We start from the raw sequence: 17,394 nt of genomic DNA, 5'->3' as shown, positions 1-17,394 counted from the left end.
GCTCAGACGTCAGCCAGCGCCTCGCAGAGCTCCCTCACCCCCTGATCCAAATCTTGGGGCTCCGTGAGGAGACTCAGCACGATGCTTGCCGGGAACCCGAGATCGTAGAAGTAGCCGGGTTGCACCAGTACCCCCCGCTGCAACAGACGCATCGCCCAGTCCTCGTCATCCCGCGTGCCCGGAAGGCGCACGCAGGCGTACCAGCCCCCCGTGGCTCGGAGCAGACTGGCAGAGGTGCTCTGAAGCGCCTGCCGAATGCTCGCGTAGTTCTGTTGCACGCGTTCCGCTATGCTAGCGCGTATTGGCGTTGCCGCACGGATTAGCTCGTTCAACGCAAGCTGAACCGGCGTGTTCACCGAGAGGAAGGTGTCGCAAATCAGCTCGAGACGCTGGCGGGTGGCCTCGCGAAAGTCTTCCGGTCCCCCCAGGATCATCCAGCCGAGCTTGAGCTGAGGCAGCGCGAGTTCCTTGGATAGGCCCCCGAGTACGACTCGAGGCACGCTGGGGTCGCAGTCGAGCGCGCTCGGCAGCAGCTGGTCGGTGAGCGGGTAGCTCGCGAAGACCTCGTCGCTGACCACGACCCCCGCCGACGCCGCCAGGCGCGCGAGCTCCTCGTGAGAGAGGCAGCTGCCCGTCGGGTTGTTGGGGCTGACCGCAAGCGCAAGCTTGATCCGCATGGAAACGCATTCTGAGTGACTCGGCAGCGCGTTCGCCGCAAGGTGCCAGTCCCCATCGTAAGTCAGTTCATAAGGCTCGAGTTCCACCGACTCGAGCCTCGCCAGGTGTTCGAACAGCGGGTAGCTGGGCGTGGGAGCGAGCACGCGATCTCCCGGATCGCAGAACAGCTTGAAGAGGAACGCGTAGGCCTCGCTCGTGCTAGCTGTGAGCACGACGTCTTCCGCTCGCACGGCGAACCCTCGGGCGTTGTAGAGGTCGGCGACCGAGCGGCGGGTGGCGTGTTCGCCCAGCGCGCGCGGGACGTACATGTTACCGCGCGGATCGCTCAGCCCCTGCAGCAATCGCTCCGGAAACTCGATACCGGCGCGGGTCGGGTTGGACAGGGTGAGGTCTAGACGAATGCCACCGTGTGCCTGCGCCTCGGCGACTGCGAGCGCCCAAGAGCTCGGCGAGGCCTCGCCAGAGACGCGTGTGGAGAAGCTCGGCCGAGTCATACCCCGGCTTCTGCCTGGGAAACGCGCCGGCCGCCACATCTTCGCCACATTTGGCGCAGACAGGCGGGGCGTCGCCACATTTGTTCCGCCACATCGCCGCGCCGCCTCCCTCGAGGCGCCGCATCCGGCGTCTAGAAAGAACAGGGTTGGCGGAGGGAGACCGCCCCACGCGCAGAGCCTGCGCGAGGCACGACGGAGGATGACATGGTGGTAGGAACGGTGGACTGCGCTCCACAGAGCGGCACAACGAACAGTGAGACGGCGCCAGGCGCCTTCCCTGGCATTCCGAAGATCCCCACGGCAAAGCGCGAAGCCCCGGCGGGCTGGGCTACGCGCCTGATCGCGCTCGACGAAAAGGCGAGCGGGCGGGAGATCGCGCGCCGAGTGTGCATTGGGCTTGGGCTTTCGAGCTTGTATGGGGTCGCGCTTGGCGCACGAGTCGGCGCGCAGAGCCTGTTTCAGCACGCGGTTGGCGTACCGCTGGGCTTGATTCTGGTGGCGCTGGTCGGCGCACCATCGGTGTTCGTCTTCTTGTCGATGTGCCGCGCTCCGATCGACGGACACGCCATCGCTGGCAGCGTCGCACGCAGCGTCGCGAGCGCAGGCGTTCTGCTCGCGGGGCTGGCGCCCGCCGCGGCACTCTTCGTGGTGAGCAGCGAGTCTTCCGGCGCGGCAGCTGGAGCGGTCACCGTCGGCCTTTGGCTGGGCGGCGGGGTGGCGCTCCTGCGCATGCTCGCAGATGTGTTGCGCCAAGGCTTTGCTGGCAAGGCGGAGTCCGCGCTGGGCGCAATGGCCGTTGCAGGCGGCTTCGCGCTGTTCGCGATTGCCTTGGCAACTCGAGTCTGGGGAGCGCTGCTGCCCATCCTGGGAGGTGCGTGATGAGCGCCGCGATCCTGTCCGCGCTGCTGCGTGACCCCGCGGAAATAGCCGAGCGTTGCGATCGCCCTGAGGGGCTGCGAGAGCTCGCGCTGACTTCCGTGGCCTGTCTCGGCGTGGGTGCAGCGGTGTTTGGAGGCGTGCTTGGGAGCTTTCGTGGAGGAGCGCAGATCGCCTTCTCTGCGCTCAAGTTGCCGATGGCGCTGTTTGCGACGTTGGTCGTGTGCGTGCCAGCGTTCCACGCATTGGTTGTGGGCTTTGGAGGACGCCGGAGCTTCTCTAGTGTCGCCGCATTGACCCTCGCCGCCGCAGCGCGCGCCGCGCTCGTGCTCCTGGCGTGCGCGCCGGTGCTGTGGCTCGCCGTTGATCGGGGGCTCGGCTACCACGCGTCGGTGCTGACTGCTGTGTTGATGTACCTCACGTCGGGCCTCGCGGCGCTGGGCATCATCTGGCGAGGACTGGAAGGGTCCTGGCGCGCACTGGCGACTGCCATGACCTGCGGCATCGTGTTTTTTGGAGTGCTCGGGCAAACCGCATGGATGCTGCGACCGTTCTTCGGGCGGCCGTCGCAAGATAGCGTGCCCTTCGTGCGCGCCCGTGAAGGCACCTTCGCCGACTCGGTGTTCACCAGCAGCAAGTCTGCCGTGGGGATCTACGGACGAAGTCGAGCACTCAGCGCGAATGCGACCGACGACTGGGAGGAGCAAGCGACGCGTGGAGCCCAAAGGCTGCCAGCAACCCGCGGCCCTGCAACCCACGGCACTGCAACCGAGGCCGCAACGGACCCCGAAGCGCGTATCCGTCAGGAAGTGCAGGACCTCACCCCCAAGACCCTCGACGTCGGGCCTGGGACCGAGGTGGCAAAGCCCGAAACCGACACGCCGCAGCCGGTGATCGAACCGGCGATCCCTGTGGCCGATGACGGCACGCCATCGCAAGCGGCGTACGGAGCGACACCATGAGGCTGCTCGACCTGTCGCTGCTCTACTTGGCGGCTGGGGTCGCCTGCGCAGTGGCGCTCTACCGCCGAGCGGAGCGAAAGGATCGGACGGCGCTCGTGAACGCACTCACGGCGATCCCGCTGTGGCCGCTGTGGGCGCCCATCGCGTGGACAGCGAAGAAGGAGCCTCCACGCTACGACTTGCAGGCCTACGAAGTCGTCACACGCATTCGGGTCGCACTCGAAGAAGGCGTCGGATCCGTGACCGGTTCACCTCTCGAGCGCCTGCTCAACGCGCAGTCCGCGCAGAGCATCTTGGACGAGGTGAACCGGGTGGCGGCGCGACACCAGGAGCTGGTGGAGCTGCTCCACCGCGATGCGTTCCACCTGGGCACCGCCGAACGCAAGCTCGAGCAGCTGGAGCGTCAGGGCGCCCCCTCGCGCCTCCGGGCCTCCGCGCGCTTGCACCTCGAGAACGTGCGGCGCCTCTACCAGCTAGCGGAGCGCGACGCGCGGGCGCTGGAGGAACTGGCGGAGCTCGTCTCCGCGTTACGCACCCAGCTGGTCCTGGTGCGGCTAAGCGGTTCGTCCGCCGAAGGAGTCGGTGATATCGTGAGCGAGCTTTGGGCGCGCATCGAAGGCCTGAGCGAAGCCAGCGAAGACTATACTCCGAGCCCACCCCCAGCAGACGACGCGGACCTGAGCCACGGTGAAGCTCCAGCCGCATAACCATACGGAAGCAGCGCTTGAGTTCGAAGCACATCCTGGTCGTTGATGACGAAGCGCGTATCCGCGAGGTGGTTCAGTACGCGTTGAGCCGCGAAGGCTTCCGCGTCAGCGTCGCTGAAGACGGGCAGCGCGCGCTGGAGCTCGCGGAGCGCGATCCACCGGAGCTCGTCGTGCTCGACGTCATGCTCCCAGAGATCGACGGCCTGGAGGTTTGCCGTCAACTCAAGCGCCGCTCTCGGGTGCCGGTGCTCTTCTTGTCCGCGCGGGGCGAAGAAGTGGATCGCATCGTAGGGCTCGAGCTCGGGGGAGACGACTACCTGACCAAGCCGTTCTCGCCTCGAGAGCTCGTGGCCCGCGTGCGAGCCGTGCTGCGTCGCTTCGAAGATGCCCTGGCCATGGCCAAACAAATGGCGAGTGAAGCGCCCAGGAGCCAGGAGGCGTCAGCTGACGCCGAGGCGACCGAGCGCTCCGAAAACCGCGGAACGAAGGTCGAGCACGCGCACATCGCCATCGACTTCGAACGCCACGAAGTGCGCTTCGCTGGCGCCCGCGTCGATCTAACACCCACGGAGTTTGGCGTGCTGGCCGCGCTGCTCGAGCGCCCAGGCATCGTGCTCAGCCGCGCGCAGCTGATGGATCGCGGCTACGCCGACAGCGCGCTCGTGACCGAACGCACCATCGACACGCATATCAGGCGCATCCGCAAGAAGTTCAAGGAGCTCGGCTTCGACCCAATCACCACGGTTCACGGCGTCGGGTACAAGGCCGCGGAGGCCTGATGCTTCCGGACGGTAACGGCGAGAGCGCGCAGTCGTCGTCGAGTTCCACGCGCGCTACGGGTTTTGGCGTGCGGGAGTGGCTCACGAACAAGCTTGGGCGGATCTGGCTGCGCTTGCTCCTGATCAACGTCACCGTCGTGCTAGTGCCCGTAGCTGGCCTCGAGTTCGCGCGCATCTACGAACGCCAGCTGCTGAGCGCTCTCGAGCGCGACATGAATGACCAAGCCGCGCTCACGCGCGCGCTGCTCGAGGAGGACCTCAGAAACAGCATCGAGCTAGGAGACGCCCGGCACCGGGCGATCTTGGAGACAGCGGCCAAACGCACGCGCACGCGCGTGCGGATCCTGGACGCTGAAGGCGTGGTCTTGATCGACTCACATCGCGATGGACCTCCAGAGGGCCCCGAACCTGAGCCCCCCCACTGGGTCGATGTCTCCACGCGAGAACAGGGCTACCGCGTGCTCCGCAGCGGCGCCAAGACGACCTGGCCAGACATCCCCGAGCGGAGCGAGGTCGTGGCTGCTCGCAAGGGCAAAGACGCCGCTCAAACGCGCCTCGCCCACCGACCCCAAGCCGTCTTTCTGTTTGCCACGACCCCGGTGATGTCACCTGCCACCCCAGACGAGGTGGCGGGCGTGGTCTACGTCACGCGCTCCACGCGACCGGTGCTGCTCGAGCTGTATCGTATCCGCGCGGGATTGTTCAAGGTGCTGACGGTTGCTCTGGTGTTGAGCACCGGCATTACCTTGCTGCTCGCTTTCTCTATCTCGCGGCCGCTCAGTCGGCTGTCACGCGCAGCGAAACGCATCGCCGCGGGTGAGCGCGGAGTCGCCTTGCCCGTCGGTGGCAGCGGAGAGATCCGCGAGCTCTCCCATAGCTTCCGCACGATGACCGAGGAGCTCGACTCGCGCCTCAACTACATCTCCGAGTTTGCGGCTGACGTAGCCCACGAGTTCAAGTCACCGCTGACCTCGATTCGCGGCGCCGCTGAGCTGTTGGCTGAGGGTGCACACGAGGACCCCGACGCGCGGGAACGCTTCCTCAACAACATCCTGCTGGATACTCAGCGCCTGGACCGACTGGTGAGTCGCTTGCTGCTCTTGAGCCGCATCGAGTCACGGGTGGAAGGCATGACGCTCGTCGACCTGCACTCGCTGCTCGAACGCGTCTGCAAGCGACTGAACGCTCATGAAGCAGACGACTCCTCTACGCACAAGGTGGAGCTCTACTTCCAGGCGCGACACACCTGGGTGCGCGGCCGAGAAGAAGATCTGGAGACGGCGTTCACGAACCTGATCGAGAACGCGCAGCGCTACTCCCCAAAGGACCAGCCGGTGATCGTCACCGCCCACGAGTTTCCTCGCGGCATCGTGGTGAGCGTGGCAGATCAAGGCCCAGGCGTACCTGAAGCACGCCGCGACAAGATCTTCGAACGCTTTTACACCACCGAGGCCGAACAAGGCGGCACCGGCCTCGGGCTGGCAATCGTGGACACCGTCGCGCGAGCCCACGGCGGCAAAGTGACGCTCGAGTCCGAGGTGGGGCAAGGTGCGCGGTTCAGTGTTTGGTTACCGCGCGAAAATAAAGCGTCTGGCTCCCGCTAGCCGTTGACACGCCAGGCACGCTTCGATTAGTGAGCGCGCCCCTATGCGAAGCAGCGTTGTGCTCTTGTTGTGCCTCGGTGTGAGTCTGCTCGGATGTAAGCAACTCCAAAGTTCGAAAGAAGGCGAAGCGAAGGGCCCAGCGAACAGTGAGAACGCCGGTGAGCAAAGCCTCGATACGCCGAACCTCGCAGCGTGTAGCACCCTATCCTGGGACCGTTTCAAGCTGATCGGGGACGCCAAACTCCAGGGTGCGACGCTCAGCCTGCTCCAGCAGCAAAGTCAGGTGAGCGCTGCCTGGCTGCCAACCGAGCTGAGCGTAGAGGACCTTCAGTTGTCCTTGGTGCTGGAGCAGGGCGGCGACGTCAAACGATACGCTGACGGCATCGCCTTCACTTTCCTCGAGGGTGAAGTCCCCAGCGAGCCTGGAGCGGGCGGACCCTCCCTAGGCGTCCCCACTCTACCAATCGTTGCCGCGGGGATTCATTTTCCAATGGAGGAGCCACACCTCTTCCTCGAGTTGTGGCAGGGCAAGGAAGGCGTCCCGTATATGGATGAGCCAAGCTCGCGAGCGAAGGTGCAGCGCAGTGCTGGCGCGAAGCTGGTGCGCTTGCGAGTCCACCAGGGCGATGTCGCCCTAGCCCTGCACGCGAGTACGGACCCCGCGTCAACTGCGACTGTGACGCGCGCGAAACTTGGATTAAACGGAGCGCGCAAGCTGGGCATCACCGGCGCAACAGGCGTCTACAGCGCACAGATTGCGGTTCGCGATATCAAGCTCTTCAGCGGCAAGTGCCAATAGGCTGTCCTTGAGCGGCGCTGGCCGCTGGAGTAGACCGGGCGTCGTGGAAGCCTTCCATGAGATTGCCGCCTTCATCCGCCAACACGAAGTAGGCCGCAGGGCCCACCTCGAGACTCCGTTCGGTCGACGGCTGATTTTCTATGCAGATTTGACCGCGACGGGTCGCTACCTGCACTTCATCGAAGCTTGGATGCGCCGCGTCAGGCCGTTCTACGCAAACACCCACACTGCGGTGAGCTCCACGGGCCGCATCGTGACCACCTTGCGAGAGAACGCGCGGGCTGTGGTGCGTCGCACGTTGAACGCGGGTCCGGAAGATGAAGTATTGTTCACTGGCCCTGGTGCGACGGCAGCGATCAACAAGTTGATCGGCCTCCTCGGCTGGAACCTGCCAGAGCCCCTCGAGCGTCGCTTCGGCTGGTCCGCTGCAATCCAGGACGAAGAGCGCCCGGTGGTCTTCATCGGTCCCTACGAACATCACAGCAACGAGCTTCCGTGGGTCGAGTCGATCGCGGAAGTCGTGGAAATCGCCCTGGACGACGCAGGGCGCATTGACCTCGATCACCTCGAGCAACAGCTCAAGAAGTACGCGGACCGCCCGTTCAAGCTCGGCTCCTTCTCTGCCGCGAGCAACGTGACTGGTGTGCTGTCGGACGTGCCGGCCGTCGCGCGGCTACTGCATCGCTTTGGCGCGTTCGCGTGCTTCGACTACGCCGCGGCGGGACCCTACGTGCCCATCGATATGCATCCCCAGGGAGACGAGGATGCGCGCATCGACGCGCTGTTCTTGTCGACGCACAAGTTCATCGGAGGGCCCCAGGCCTCGGGTATCCTCGCGGCAAATCGCGCGTTGTTCATCACCCGCATCCCGGAAAAGCCCGGCGGCGGCACGGTGGACTACGTGGCGGGCGCGGGAAAAGACGCCATTGACTACGTCAGCCATCTCGCGGAGCGAGAGGAAGCCGGTACGCCAGCCATCATGGGCGACGTGCGCGCAGGCACGGCGTTCTTGGTGAAGGAGATGATCGGTCCCGAGCGGATCCGCGAGCATGAGATCGAACTCGCAAAGCAGGCCATCGAGCGCCTCTCGGCCCACCCCAAGATCCAAGTCCTTGGTCCGGCGACGACGGAGCGTCTGGCGATCATCAGCTTCAACATCACCGGTTTGCATCACGACCTGGTGTCAGCCTTGCTGGACCACCTGTTCGGCATCCAGAATCGCGCCGGCTGTGCGTGCGCTGGGCCCTACGGGCACCGCCTGTTGAGCATCGACCGCGCGCACTCGGAGCGTTTCCGCACGCTAATACAGAAACACGTCATCGGTATCAAGCCGGGCTGGGTACGCGTGACGCTACCTTTCTACGCAAACGCGCCCGACCTGGAGTTCTTGCTGAGCGCCATCGAGTTCGTCGCGGATCACGGCGAGACGTTCGTGCCGCTCTATCGCTTGAACTGGCGAGATGGGGTGTGGCGCCACACCGAGCAGCCTGTGCCAGATATCGAGCCCATCGAGCTCACGGTCGAGGCACTTCGAGAGGCGGCGCAGTCGTTCGCAGCTGGCGACCACGAGGGTCCGATGAGCGAGGCGCAGCTCGCCGCAGAGCGCAACGAGTACTTCGAGGTCGCGCGTTGCGCCGTCGATCGCCTCACCCGGCGGTGGGGAGCGGACAAGCCCGTGTTCAACTCCGGCACGGGGCGCGCCGAAATCGACGACCTGGTGTGGTTCCGCTACGTGCACACCGAAGGGCTCGAGCGCACCCTGAGCTAGTGTCCTTGTTCAGCGAATCACGGATTCGCCTCACTAGAAGAACGCCTCGACGCCAATGCTCGGGATCGTCACGGGTCCGATCTTTTCTTCACGGCAGGTCGAGGACGAGTTCCCGAGGCCATCTTCGAAGCGGTCGCACTCGACGTCGATGGTCTCCTTGTTGAGTGTGGTGTTCACCACCTCGAACACGAGCGCCCAAGAACCCGTCTTGCCGAGCCGCCACCGCTTCTCCAAGCGCCAGTCCAGGCGCCAAAAGGCAGGGATCCGCTCGGGGTGTTCTGACCTCAGCCCCGCAAGTGCATCGCTACTGAGCGGGTAGCCCGAGTAGAACACCGCGCGCGTGCCAGCTCGCCAGCGCTTGCCCAGGTTGAAGCTCAACGCCAGGTTGAGCACGTGGGTCCGATCGAATCCCGACGGAAACGATTCCCGGTTAATGCTGCGTTCCGAGCGAGACAGCGTGTAGGAGATGAACCCGCCGACCGACTTGGTCAACTGACGGCGCACGTACACCTCGACGCCGTACGAGTGCCCCAGGGCTCGCTCGCTGAATTCTTCTGCGTCGTTGCTGCCGCCGTCGCTGCCTCCGTCGCCGGGCTCGTCGTTGTTTTGACCGCGGCGACTCAAGGCGTCGGTCATGTTGAAGAACGCGTTCTGAAACAGCGTAACGCTCGCCGTGACATCCCAGGGCAAGTCGGTCTCCACGCCGGCGCTGTGCTGGAGCGAACGCTGCAAGCCATCCTCCAGACCAGAGACCTGAAAACCAGGCAGCGGGATCACGAACGCCGGCGGCTGGTGCGCCACACCCAGCGCGTGAATCAATCGCCAACGTTGGTTGATGTCGTAGCGCGCGCTCACCCGGGGCTCTACGGCGAGCGCGTATTCGGCGTTCGAATAGTACCAATCGACACGGACACCTGGCGTCACCGTCAGCCAGCGCTCCGGTCTCCACTCCACTTGCCCAAACGCACCCATGGCGTAGTCGGTGCGGGCAGGAAACAGTCTGCCGATGTCTTCCTGATCTTCCGAATCAGTGAAGCGCACGTCGTAGTGGTCCAGCGCGAAGTCCGCCCCGACGCTGTACGTCGCTTGGTCTGAAGCGCGGTAGTCGAGCTGATACCGTAAGTGCGCCAAGCGGTCGCGGAGGAACGTGCCTTCTTCCCCTTGAGTGCGATCCAACCCGACGTAGAGCGCCGTGCGCGAGTTGGTGCTCGCGCTATGGCGTTGGTCCCAGCGTAGGTCCACGCGGTGGAACTGGGTGTTGAAGAAGGTGTCCGTGGTGCCATCCGGTTGTACTTCCCCGAGGTAATCGTAGGCGCCGAAGCTGAACAGTGTCAGGCGATCGTCGGGAGTGACCTCGTAGCTCGCGCGGGTCTGGTAGTCCCAGTAGCGCAAGATGGCTTCCGGAGCGAACAGCTGGAGCACGAGCCCTGGGTAAGCGTAACGCCCCGCGACTAGCGCCGTACCTTTGCCGCCGGCGAACGGCGACTCCACGAGAGCGCCAGCGTCGACCAGGCGCACGCTCGCCTCGCCGTGCAGCAGATCCGTACGCGGCTCTGCGGTTTCACCGGAGACGATGCCTCCCGCGAAGCGCCCGAAGCGAGCGGGGTATCCGCCGGGATACAAGTCGACTTGCTTGACGATACCTGGGTGGATGACGGACGGTCCAAGGCCGATGTGATACAAGAGCGGCACCCGGATGCCGTCGAGGAAGTAGCCCACGTTGCCCGGCGGCGCGCCGCGCACGTAGAAAAACGGCACACCGCTGATCAGCGGCGTCACGCCAGGTAGCGCCTCGATGGCGCGAAACGGGTCGCCGAATGCACCGGGTAGCTGACGCACCTCAGCGCGATTCAACGTCACCGCTCCCGGCGGCGTGCGGTTGCCGAGCACGACGACTTCGTCCTCGGGTGGTGGCTTTTTTGGGGGGGAGGCACCAGGCGCTGGGGCGGTTTTCGGCGGCGTCTCTGTTGCGCTCGCGCTCTCAGGCGCTGGCTGTTCGACCTCAGGCTCGGGCTCAGGCGCCTGAGGCGCGGCGAAGTGCACCACAAATCGAATCCTCGCGGATACAGGTTGCTCGCCGCGCAGCGCCGGTCGGAAACGCCACGCCTCGGCGGCGCTCTTGGCTTTGCTGGCGTACGGTTCTTCGCCTTTTAGCACCACGACCCGTGTGACCTTGCCGCGCTCGTCGATGGTCAACTCGAGGAGCACGTCGGCTTCGGCTTCCGTCCCTGCCGGGCGCAACACCTCGGTGTCGCTCAGCGCCTTGGGCGGCACGAGCGGGGGCGGCTTGGGCTTGCTTGCGCCGGGCTTCGTGGTCGCGTCGTTGGGTTGGGCGCTCGTGGGGCTGACCCAGGTGACTGCCAGCAGGGCTCCTAACCCCCACCCCCAAAAAGGCGAGAGACGTCGCTCGAGGCGCCGGCATCGCTGACCTTGAAAGGGCAAGCGACTCAGAAGTCGCCTACTTCCGACTGCCCAGCTCCACCAACCAGGTGTGAAGCGGCAGCATGGCCTTGAAGTGGCCCAGGCAGAACTTGGGGAAGTTCGGGGTGTAGAGATCCTTCGGGAGCGGTGTCTCCAGCGTCGCCGTGATGCCGTCGTGTCGTAGCAAGTCAGCGCGTGGGTGATCTGGAGGTAGGCCGCGCGGCACACGGGCAAGGTTTCGCCCACCGATGGCGTAGCCCGCCTTCTCGACCTTGGTCAGCACCTTCTGTAGCTCTTTGGCGCTAACGTCGTCTAGAATTGCCGCGCGGTATTTACGCAACCAATCCTTGTCGAGCTTATGCAGACCAACACCCATGATCAGCTCTCCAGGCAGGAGTCGAAAGAACAACCCGGGGCAGCCGAAGTTGCGTCCCTCCCCCTCCCAGAACCACAAGTCCAAGTGATGTTTGTAGGGCGTCTTGTCCTTGGAAAAGCGGACGTCACGGTTGATGCGAAAGATCGATCCGTTGACCCGGGGTTCGGCATGCAGGCCCGGACGCCACTTCTCGAAGGTCGGCGCGAGCGCACTGACGAACGCTTTGGCCGGTTCAAGGTAGTGTTCCTCGTACTCCGCTCGATGAGCGTCGAACCACGCCTTGTCATTGTGGTCCTGAAGCCCTTGCAAGAACTTGATGGTCTCACGCGAAAAACCTGCAAACTTCGCCACTTCGTAGCTCCCCAGCCGCGCCCCCGCGACTCGTTTTCCCCGCCAGAAGATAGCGTCTTGGTGCTTCACAAGTCGAGGCCACCGACGCCACCGGCGCGGCCAACTGGATTCAATGCCTGATCCAAGCTAACAGCCTCGCACCCATGGCCGAGACCGCCCCCGAAGCGCCGCAGAGCGGCACCGACTCGCCTTCCAATCCGCTAAACCCCGTAGCCGGAGAGGCGAGCACCAGCGCGCTCACGAGCCGCAACGTGACTCACGTGGAGATCGAAGGGCGCGACGTGTACATCGTGGGGACCGCTCACGTTTCTCCGAAGAGCGTCGAGGAAGTCACGCGGGTGATCCGCGAGGTAAAGCCGGACACCGTGTGTGTGGAGTTGGACGCGATGCGCCACGAAGCGCTGGTGGACGAGAACCGCTGGCGCAAGCTGGATATCTTCGCGGTGATCCGCCAGCAGAAGGTGCTGTTTCTGCTGTCGAGCCTGGTGCTCAGCTCCTACCAGCGGCGCATGGGAGACAAGCTTGGCGTGAAGCCCGGTGCAGAGCTCCACGCCGCCGTGCGCGAAGCCGACGCCCTGGGCGCCCACTTGGTGCTCGCCGACCGCGACATCCAAGCGACCCTCAAGCGCACCTGGGGCAACCTGAGCTTCTTCAACAAGCTCAAGGTGCTGGCTGCGATGAACGCGGCCTTCTTCGGCTCCGCGGAGATCGACGAAGAACAGATCGAGGAACTCAAGGACCGCGACGTCATCAACGAAATGATGCACGAGTTCGCTCAGGCGATGCCTCAAGTGCAGGTCCCGTTGATCGACGAGCGCGATCGTTTCTTGATGACCAAGATCGCTGATGCCCCGGGGAAAAAGATCGTGGCCGTGGTCGGCGCTGGCCACGTCCAGGGCATGCTGAACCAGCTGGGCAAGCGCGCTGACCTCGAGGAGCTATCGAAGATCCCGCCGCCCGGTATCGCCGGGCGAGTCTTCAAATGGGTGATCCCGCTGATCGTGCTGGGCGCCTTCTACTACGGCTACGTGAACCACTCGAGCGAGGGGCTCAAGCAGATGATCTTTGCTTGGCTGATCCCCAACGTGATCGGCGCGGCGGTGATGTCGATCATCGCAGGAGCGCGGCCACTCACCGTGCTCGTCGCCGGGGTCGCTTCCCCCATCACTTCACTGAACCCAACGATCGGGGCGGGCATGGTTGCGGGCCTGTGCGAGGCCTGGCTGCGTAAGCCGACGGTGGAGGACTGTGAAGGCGTCGCCGACATCACTGGCTTTGCGGAGATGCGCAAGAACAACTTCACGCGCGTGCTGTTGGTGGCAGTGTTTGCAACTCTTGGCTCCGCCATCGGAGCGTGGATCGGCGCCGCCTGGGTCGTGAAGCTGTTGTAGAGGTCCACACCGTGTCCGAAAAAGCTCTGCTAGCTGCAAACTCCGAGTTCTATCGAGCGTTTCGCGATCGCGACTACGAACAGATGGATGCGCTGTGGGCCAAGGAGTCCATCGTAGTGTGCATCCACCCGGGCGCTCCGGCGCTGTACGGGCGGGGGCCAGTGCTCGCGAGCTGGCGCGCCATCCTCAGCAACCCTGATTCCCCGCGGATTCAGTGCGTCAACGAACAGGCGACTCTTTTTGGGGAGGCTGGCATGGTGACTTGCGTGGAACGCGTAGGCCGCACACGCGTGGCAGCTACGAACCTGTTCGTGCTGGAGCGCGGGAGCTGGCGCATGCTGCACCACCACGCATCGCCCATCGGCGTGGACGAACCGGATCCGTCGCCGAACCGGAACTTGAACTGATGTACGCGATCGCTTCGAGCACAGATGTCGCAGCCGTTGCTCTGCTCGTCGTGATGGCCGCGCCCATCTTGGCCACCACGCTGTGCATCATCGGCACGAACCGCGAGTGGAAGGATCTGCCGCGCATCGCGAAGACCGCGATCCGCCTGGGCTTCCTCGCGATCGCGTTGGGCCTCCTCGGCACCCTCAGCGGGGTCATGGCGACCTATCAGGCGACGCAAGCGCCTGGTCTCACCCCCACGGACATCGCGCGCCTCTCATCGAACGGCTACCCAGAGGCCGTGTACAACCTGTTCTTTGGTCTGCTCGCGGGGCTCCCGGGAGTGATTGTCGGGCGTAATACCCTCAAGCAGCTGAGCTAGTCATGGCTGGGGTGCTGGAAGTCAAAGCGGGCAACTACACCGTGCGGGGGATCTCCGTGGGCGGCGTGTACACGAGCCTTCAAGTCCCGGAGCTCGACGCGGTCTTCGACGCCGGGATCACCCTGCGCGGCTTCGCGGGGACCGACAACGTGTTCCTCAGCCACGGCCACGCGGATCACTTGGGCGGCCTGGTAGGGCTGCTTGGGATCCGCGGCATGATGAGCAAGCCGAAGCCGCGAGTATTCATGCCCAAGGCGGTGCAGGAGCACCTGGACCAAGCGCTGGAGCACATGACGAAGATCCAGCGTTACGATCTCTCCGTGGACGGCGTTGGGGTGGAGGACGGCGACGAACACCAACTCAAGGCCGACCTTCGGGTGCGCGCGTTCAAGACCCATCATCCGGTCCCCAGTGTCGGCTATCAATTTTTCCGCAGGGTAAACAAGCTCAAGCCCGAGTTCAAGCAGCTGGACGGCGCCGAGATAGGTCGGCGCCGCAAAGCAGGCGAGCAGCTGTTCGACCAGGTCGAGCACCTGGAGCTGGCCTACGCCACGGACACGCTGCTGCGCGTGATCGACACCCACCCGAGCCTGCTCGAGACCCGCGTCCTGATCATGGAGTGTTCGTTCCTCGACGAACGCAAGGAGCTATCAGCGAGCCGCGCTGGCTGCCACATCCACCTGGACGAGCTCTTGGAGCGCGCGGGTGAGTTCAACAACGAACACCTGGTGCTGATGCACTTCAGCCAGATCTACAGGCCAGAAGAGGTCCACCAAATCCTCGAGCGGCGCTTGCCCAAGTCGCTGTGGGAGCGCACCCACGTCTTCGCGCCGCGCCGCGGTGGGTTCTTCTGATCGGCGCATTCTTTTTTTTGGGGGGGAGGGTATGGCTCAGTACGCGAATCCGTTCGAGCACCATATCCAGCTGAGCCCTGAAGAGCTCTCGAGCCTCGCAGCGTTCATCAGCCCCATCAGCTATCAAGCGGGCGCCACCCTGTTTCCCCACGGTGAAATCTGTCGCGACCTGATCATCCTGCAGAGCGGCTTGGTGCGCGTGTACTACTTGCACGACGCGCGAGAGGTGAACCTACGCCTACTCTGCGCCCCAGCAGTCGCCACGGCGCTCTCTAGCTTGATTACCGAGGAGCCTGCAGAGGAATGGGTCGAAGCAGTCTCGGAAGTCAGCGGCTTTCGTCTGCGCCTGTGCGACTTCGAAGCCGCTCACGCAGGAGGGCTCGTTGAGCGCTTGCGTCGCGCCCTCGCAGAGCAGCACTACCTCAGTATGGAGCGCCGCCTGCGCACCTTGCAGTGGAAGTCCGCGGAAGAACGCTATGCCTACTTCGTGCGCCACATGGAGTCGGACATCGTCCAGCGTATGCCCGGCTACCACGTCGCGTCCTATCTGGGAGTGACTCCGGAGTCCCTCAGCCGCGTGCGAAACAAGCGGCGCGCCGGTTCTTGATCGATGTCAATGCTCCGCGCCTCCGCCGCCCGTACACTCGCTGCTGGAGGTCGACGTGAGCAGAACCCTATATGGCCTGGCCTACTCCCCCTGGACTGAGCGAGCCCGCTGGGCACTCGACCATCACCGCATTCCCCACCGCTATCGCGAGCACCTGATCTTGATCGGCGAGCCAAGCCTGCGCTGGCGCTCGCGCAACGCAGGAACGTCCAAGGCGAGTGTGCCGTTGTTCGTGGATGGGGACTTGGCGATTGGTGACTCGTTGGCCATCGCCCAGCACGCCGACGCAGTTGGGCGGGGCGCACCTCTCGGCACCGACCATCCAGACTTTGCCGCCTTCAGCGCTCGTGTCGAAACCGCGCTTCAGGCTGCGCGCGCGCTGGTGACGGCGGCAATCCTCGCCGACCCCGAAGCCCTCAGAGAGAGCGCGCGAGCGGCGGCGCCCGAGTCACTCACGCCGATGATGCGGCCCGTCGCAGCGACAGCGGCTCGCTTCATCGCGCGCAAGTACTCCGCAGACCTGAAAGCCGATGATCGCAACCGAGCAAGTATCCGCGAGGTATTGACGGAGCTGCGCCAGCGTCGAGCCGAGACACCCTACCTCCAAGGCGAGCACTTCAGCGCCTTCGACATCTGGGCAGCGACACTGCTTCAAGGCGTGCGCCCCGTCGCTCACACCTACATCAAGCTGAGCCCCGCGGTGGAACGCGCCTGGACCCAGCCAGAGCTAGCTCGCGAGTTCGAGGATCTGATCAGCTGGCGCAATCGGATCTACCAGCTGCATCGCCACGGCCCAGCCGATGCAAGCGCGGTCTCCGCCTCGGTCTCACAGAGTGCGAGCGCCCGCTTCTGACAGGTCGGCTATGCTCGCCGCGTGGCATACACCGATCGCTTTCGCCTGAGCGCGCACGCCGTCATCCTCAACGCGGAGCAGCAGGTATTGCAGCTCCGCGCGACGTACGGCGAGAAACGCTGGGGGCTCCCAGGAGGCGCGCTCGAACCAGGGGAAACACCCGACGTCGCCTTATGTCGCGAGTGCCACGAGGAGCTCGGCGTCGCGATTCAGCTGGGCCCCCTAACGGGGGTCTACTATCACGCGACGCACAAGAGCCAGGTGTTCATCTTCAAGGTCACTCTCCCCGCCGCTCCAGTCGTGCTTTCTCCCGAGCACTCCGAACTCAATTATTTCCCCCTGGATTCTCTTTCGAGCGTCCAACGGATCCGAGTCGACGACTGCTTGAGCTATGACGGCAGCGTGAGGTTCAACCGTTTCTAGTCAGCGCGCTTCAGCCCTCTGGCGGCAGCAACACGCCATCGATGACGTGGATGATGCCGTTCGACGCCTCGATGTCGGTCATCGTGACTTCGACGGTGCCATTCAGGATGACCTTCCCGTCGACGACCTCGATGGTGACGTCAGCGCCATTGACCGTGGTGGCCTTGTCCAGGTTCACCACGTCCGCAGCTGGCACTTCGCCTACCACCGCGTGGTACGTCAGAATCGCCACCAGCTGGTCCTTGTTCTCGGGTTTGAGCAGCGTATCCACGGTCCCCTCGGGGAGTGCCTCGAAGGCGGCGTCCGTTGGCGCGAACACAGTGAACGTGCCGGAACGCAGCGTCTCTTCTAGCCCGGCGGCTTGAACAGCGGCGACCAGCGTATTGAAGCTACCTGCAGCAACCGCGGTGTCGACGATATCCATGTCTTGGGTCTGACCAGCGCTACCGCCGCTGCTCATGCCAGCTGATCCGCCGCTGCTCATGCCAGCGCTGCCGCCGCTGCCGCTCGATGAGTCATCATCGGAACAGCCTGCCAGGCCGAGGGCCGCAACGGCTGTGAGCGTAATCGCCAATCGAGTCCATCCAGTCTTTGCGAACAAGCGCATGATATTGCCCTCCAGTTGAAGACGCGGCGGTGCCGTACGGAGAGCGCACCAGTGCCCTCACCACGCTGAGGTGGA

At 64.4% G+C, this 17,394-nt stretch carries 18 protein-coding genes; 14 read left to right on the top strand and 4 right to left on the bottom strand.

Features of this window, described 5'->3' with window-relative positions:
* Nucleotides 1-2: 2 nt before the first annotated feature.
* Complete coding sequence (locus tag H6718_11115) at nucleotides 3-1,172, bottom strand: pyridoxal phosphate-dependent aminotransferase (protein MCB9585939.1); 1,170 nt, start codon at nucleotides 1,170-1,172, stop codon at nucleotides 3-5.
* A 204-nt stretch (nucleotides 1,173-1,376) separates the two neighbouring features.
* Between H6718_11115 and H6718_11110 the strand changes: the two genes are divergently transcribed.
* The 7 genes from H6718_11110 to H6718_11080 are packed head-to-tail and all read left to right on the top strand — an operon-like array spanning nucleotide 1,377 to nucleotide 8,667.
* A complete protein-coding gene (locus tag H6718_11110) occupies nucleotides 1,377-2,051 on the top strand; it encodes a hypothetical protein (protein ID MCB9585938.1) in 675 nt (224 codons plus the stop codon).
* Nucleotides 2,051-3,010, top strand: coding sequence for a hypothetical protein (locus H6718_11105; GenBank protein MCB9585937.1), 960 nt, complete (start codon nucleotides 2,051-2,053; stop codon nucleotides 3,008-3,010). Before H6718_11110 ends, H6718_11105 begins: the two co-directional genes overlap by 1 nt.
* Nucleotides 3,007-3,717 (top strand): hypothetical protein, encoded by a 711-nt coding sequence (locus tag H6718_11100; protein ID MCB9585936.1) that lies wholly within the window; start codon nucleotides 3,007-3,009, stop codon nucleotides 3,715-3,717. The genes H6718_11105 and H6718_11100 overlap by 4 nt, the downstream gene beginning before the upstream one ends.
* 17 nt (nucleotides 3,718-3,734) lie before the next feature.
* The gene (locus H6718_11095) at nucleotides 3,735-4,496 is read left to right on the top strand and encodes a response regulator transcription factor (GenBank protein ID MCB9585935.1); all 762 of its coding nucleotides are present in this window, start codon (nucleotides 3,735-3,737) and stop codon (nucleotides 4,494-4,496) included.
* Nucleotides 4,496-6,100, top strand: coding sequence for a HAMP domain-containing protein (locus tag H6718_11090; protein ID MCB9585934.1), 1,605 nt, complete (start codon nucleotides 4,496-4,498; stop codon nucleotides 6,098-6,100). Before H6718_11095 ends, H6718_11090 begins: the two co-directional genes overlap by 1 nt.
* 43 nt (nucleotides 6,101-6,143) lie before the next feature.
* Nucleotides 6,144-6,899 carry a hypothetical protein gene (locus tag H6718_11085; protein ID MCB9585933.1) on the top strand — a complete coding sequence of 252 codons (756 nt, stop codon included), beginning with the start codon at nucleotides 6,144-6,146 and terminating at the stop codon, nucleotides 6,897-6,899.
* 43 nt (nucleotides 6,900-6,942) lie between these two features.
* Entirely contained in the window at nucleotides 6,943-8,667 is a 1,725-nt protein-coding gene (locus H6718_11080; GenBank protein ID MCB9585932.1) for an aminotransferase class V-fold PLP-dependent enzyme, read from the top strand.
* 33 nt (nucleotides 8,668-8,700) lie between these two features.
* Here H6718_11080 and H6718_11075 read toward each other — a convergent pair whose 3' ends face one another.
* Nucleotides 8,701-11,109 carry a TonB family protein gene (locus tag H6718_11075; protein ID MCB9585931.1) on the bottom strand — a complete coding sequence of 803 codons (2,409 nt, stop codon included), beginning with the start codon at nucleotides 11,107-11,109 and terminating at the stop codon, nucleotides 8,701-8,703.
* 16 nt (nucleotides 11,110-11,125) lie between these two features.
* Nucleotides 11,126-11,815, bottom strand: coding sequence for a DUF2461 domain-containing protein (locus tag H6718_11070; GenBank protein ID MCB9585930.1), 690 nt, complete (start codon nucleotides 11,813-11,815; stop codon nucleotides 11,126-11,128).
* 143 nt (nucleotides 11,816-11,958) lie between these two features.
* Between H6718_11070 and H6718_11065 the strand changes: the two genes are divergently transcribed.
* Genes H6718_11065 through H6718_11035 form a run of 7 tightly spaced genes read left to right on the top strand, consistent with a single transcriptional unit; the run spans nucleotide 11,959 to nucleotide 16,712 of the window.
* Nucleotides 11,959-13,206: a TraB/GumN family protein gene (locus tag H6718_11065; protein MCB9585929.1), complete on the top strand. Its 1,248-nt coding sequence runs from the start codon at nucleotides 11,959-11,961 to the stop codon at nucleotides 13,204-13,206.
* Nucleotides 13,207-13,217: 11 nt separating this feature from the next.
* Nucleotides 13,218-13,613 (top strand): nuclear transport factor 2 family protein, encoded by a 396-nt coding sequence (locus H6718_11060; protein ID MCB9585928.1) that lies wholly within the window; start codon nucleotides 13,218-13,220, stop codon nucleotides 13,611-13,613.
* Nucleotides 13,613-13,975 (top strand): hypothetical protein, encoded by a 363-nt coding sequence (locus tag H6718_11055; protein ID MCB9585927.1) that lies wholly within the window; start codon nucleotides 13,613-13,615, stop codon nucleotides 13,973-13,975. The genes H6718_11060 and H6718_11055 overlap by 1 nt, the downstream gene beginning before the upstream one ends.
* A 2-nt stretch (nucleotides 13,976-13,977) precedes the next feature.
* Nucleotides 13,978-14,829: an MBL fold metallo-hydrolase gene (locus tag H6718_11050; protein ID MCB9585926.1), complete on the top strand. Its 852-nt coding sequence runs from the start codon at nucleotides 13,978-13,980 to the stop codon at nucleotides 14,827-14,829.
* Nucleotides 14,830-14,860: 31 nt separating this feature from the next.
* Nucleotides 14,861-15,436, top strand: coding sequence for a Crp/Fnr family transcriptional regulator (locus H6718_11045; protein MCB9585925.1), 576 nt, complete (start codon nucleotides 14,861-14,863; stop codon nucleotides 15,434-15,436).
* 55 nt (nucleotides 15,437-15,491) lie between these two features.
* A complete protein-coding gene (locus H6718_11040; protein ID MCB9585924.1) occupies nucleotides 15,492-16,289 on the top strand; it encodes a glutathione S-transferase in 798 nt (265 codons plus the stop codon).
* A gap of 21 nt (nucleotides 16,290-16,310) precedes the next feature.
* Nucleotides 16,311-16,712 (top strand): NUDIX domain-containing protein, encoded by a 402-nt coding sequence (locus tag H6718_11035; protein ID MCB9585923.1) that lies wholly within the window; start codon nucleotides 16,311-16,313, stop codon nucleotides 16,710-16,712.
* Between the two features lie 10 nt (nucleotides 16,713-16,722).
* Here the strand turns inward: H6718_11035 and H6718_11030 are convergent, their stop codons facing one another.
* Nucleotides 16,723-17,319, bottom strand: coding sequence for a fasciclin domain-containing protein (locus H6718_11030; protein MCB9585922.1), 597 nt, complete (start codon nucleotides 17,317-17,319; stop codon nucleotides 16,723-16,725).
* Nucleotides 17,320-17,394 lie beyond the last annotated feature (75 nt).

Source organism: Polyangiaceae bacterium, from assembly GCA_020633205.1.
In the GTDB taxonomy this organism is placed as follows: Bacteria; Myxococcota_A; Polyangia; order Polyangiales; family Polyangiaceae; genus JAHBVY01.
Note: the sequence above shows the minus strand (reverse complement) of the source record. Positions and strands in the feature narration are given on the sequence as shown.

Bases quoted from the DNA above. Each gene is read 5' to 3' on its own strand.
- H6718_11110 (MCB9585938.1), top strand. From the start codon at position 1,377: ATGGTGGTAGGAACGGTGGACTGCGCTCCACAGAGCGGCACAACGAAC.
- H6718_11090 (MCB9585934.1), top strand. From the start codon at position 4,496: ATGCTTCCGGACGGTAACGGCGAGAGCGCGCAGTCGTCGTCGAGTTCC.
- H6718_11115 (MCB9585939.1), bottom strand. From the start codon at position 1,172: ATGACTCGGCCGAGCTTCTCCACACGCGTCTCTGGCGAGGCCTCGCCG.
- H6718_11050 (MCB9585926.1), top strand. From the start codon at position 13,978: ATGGCTGGGGTGCTGGAAGTCAAAGCGGGCAACTACACCGTGCGGGGG.
- H6718_11055 (MCB9585927.1), top strand. From the start codon at position 13,613: ATGTACGCGATCGCTTCGAGCACAGATGTCGCAGCCGTTGCTCTGCTC.
- H6718_11100 (MCB9585936.1), top strand. From the start codon at position 3,007: ATGAGGCTGCTCGACCTGTCGCTGCTCTACTTGGCGGCTGGGGTCGCC.
- H6718_11065 (MCB9585929.1), top strand. From the start codon at position 11,959: ATGGCCGAGACCGCCCCCGAAGCGCCGCAGAGCGGCACCGACTCGCCT.
- H6718_11085 (MCB9585933.1), top strand. From the start codon at position 6,144: ATGCGAAGCAGCGTTGTGCTCTTGTTGTGCCTCGGTGTGAGTCTGCTC.
- H6718_11045 (MCB9585925.1), top strand. From the start codon at position 14,861: ATGGCTCAGTACGCGAATCCGTTCGAGCACCATATCCAGCTGAGCCCT.
- H6718_11030 (MCB9585922.1), bottom strand. From the start codon at position 17,319: ATGCGCTTGTTCGCAAAGACTGGATGGACTCGATTGGCGATTACGCTC.
- H6718_11105 (MCB9585937.1), top strand. From the start codon at position 2,051: ATGAGCGCCGCGATCCTGTCCGCGCTGCTGCGTGACCCCGCGGAAATA.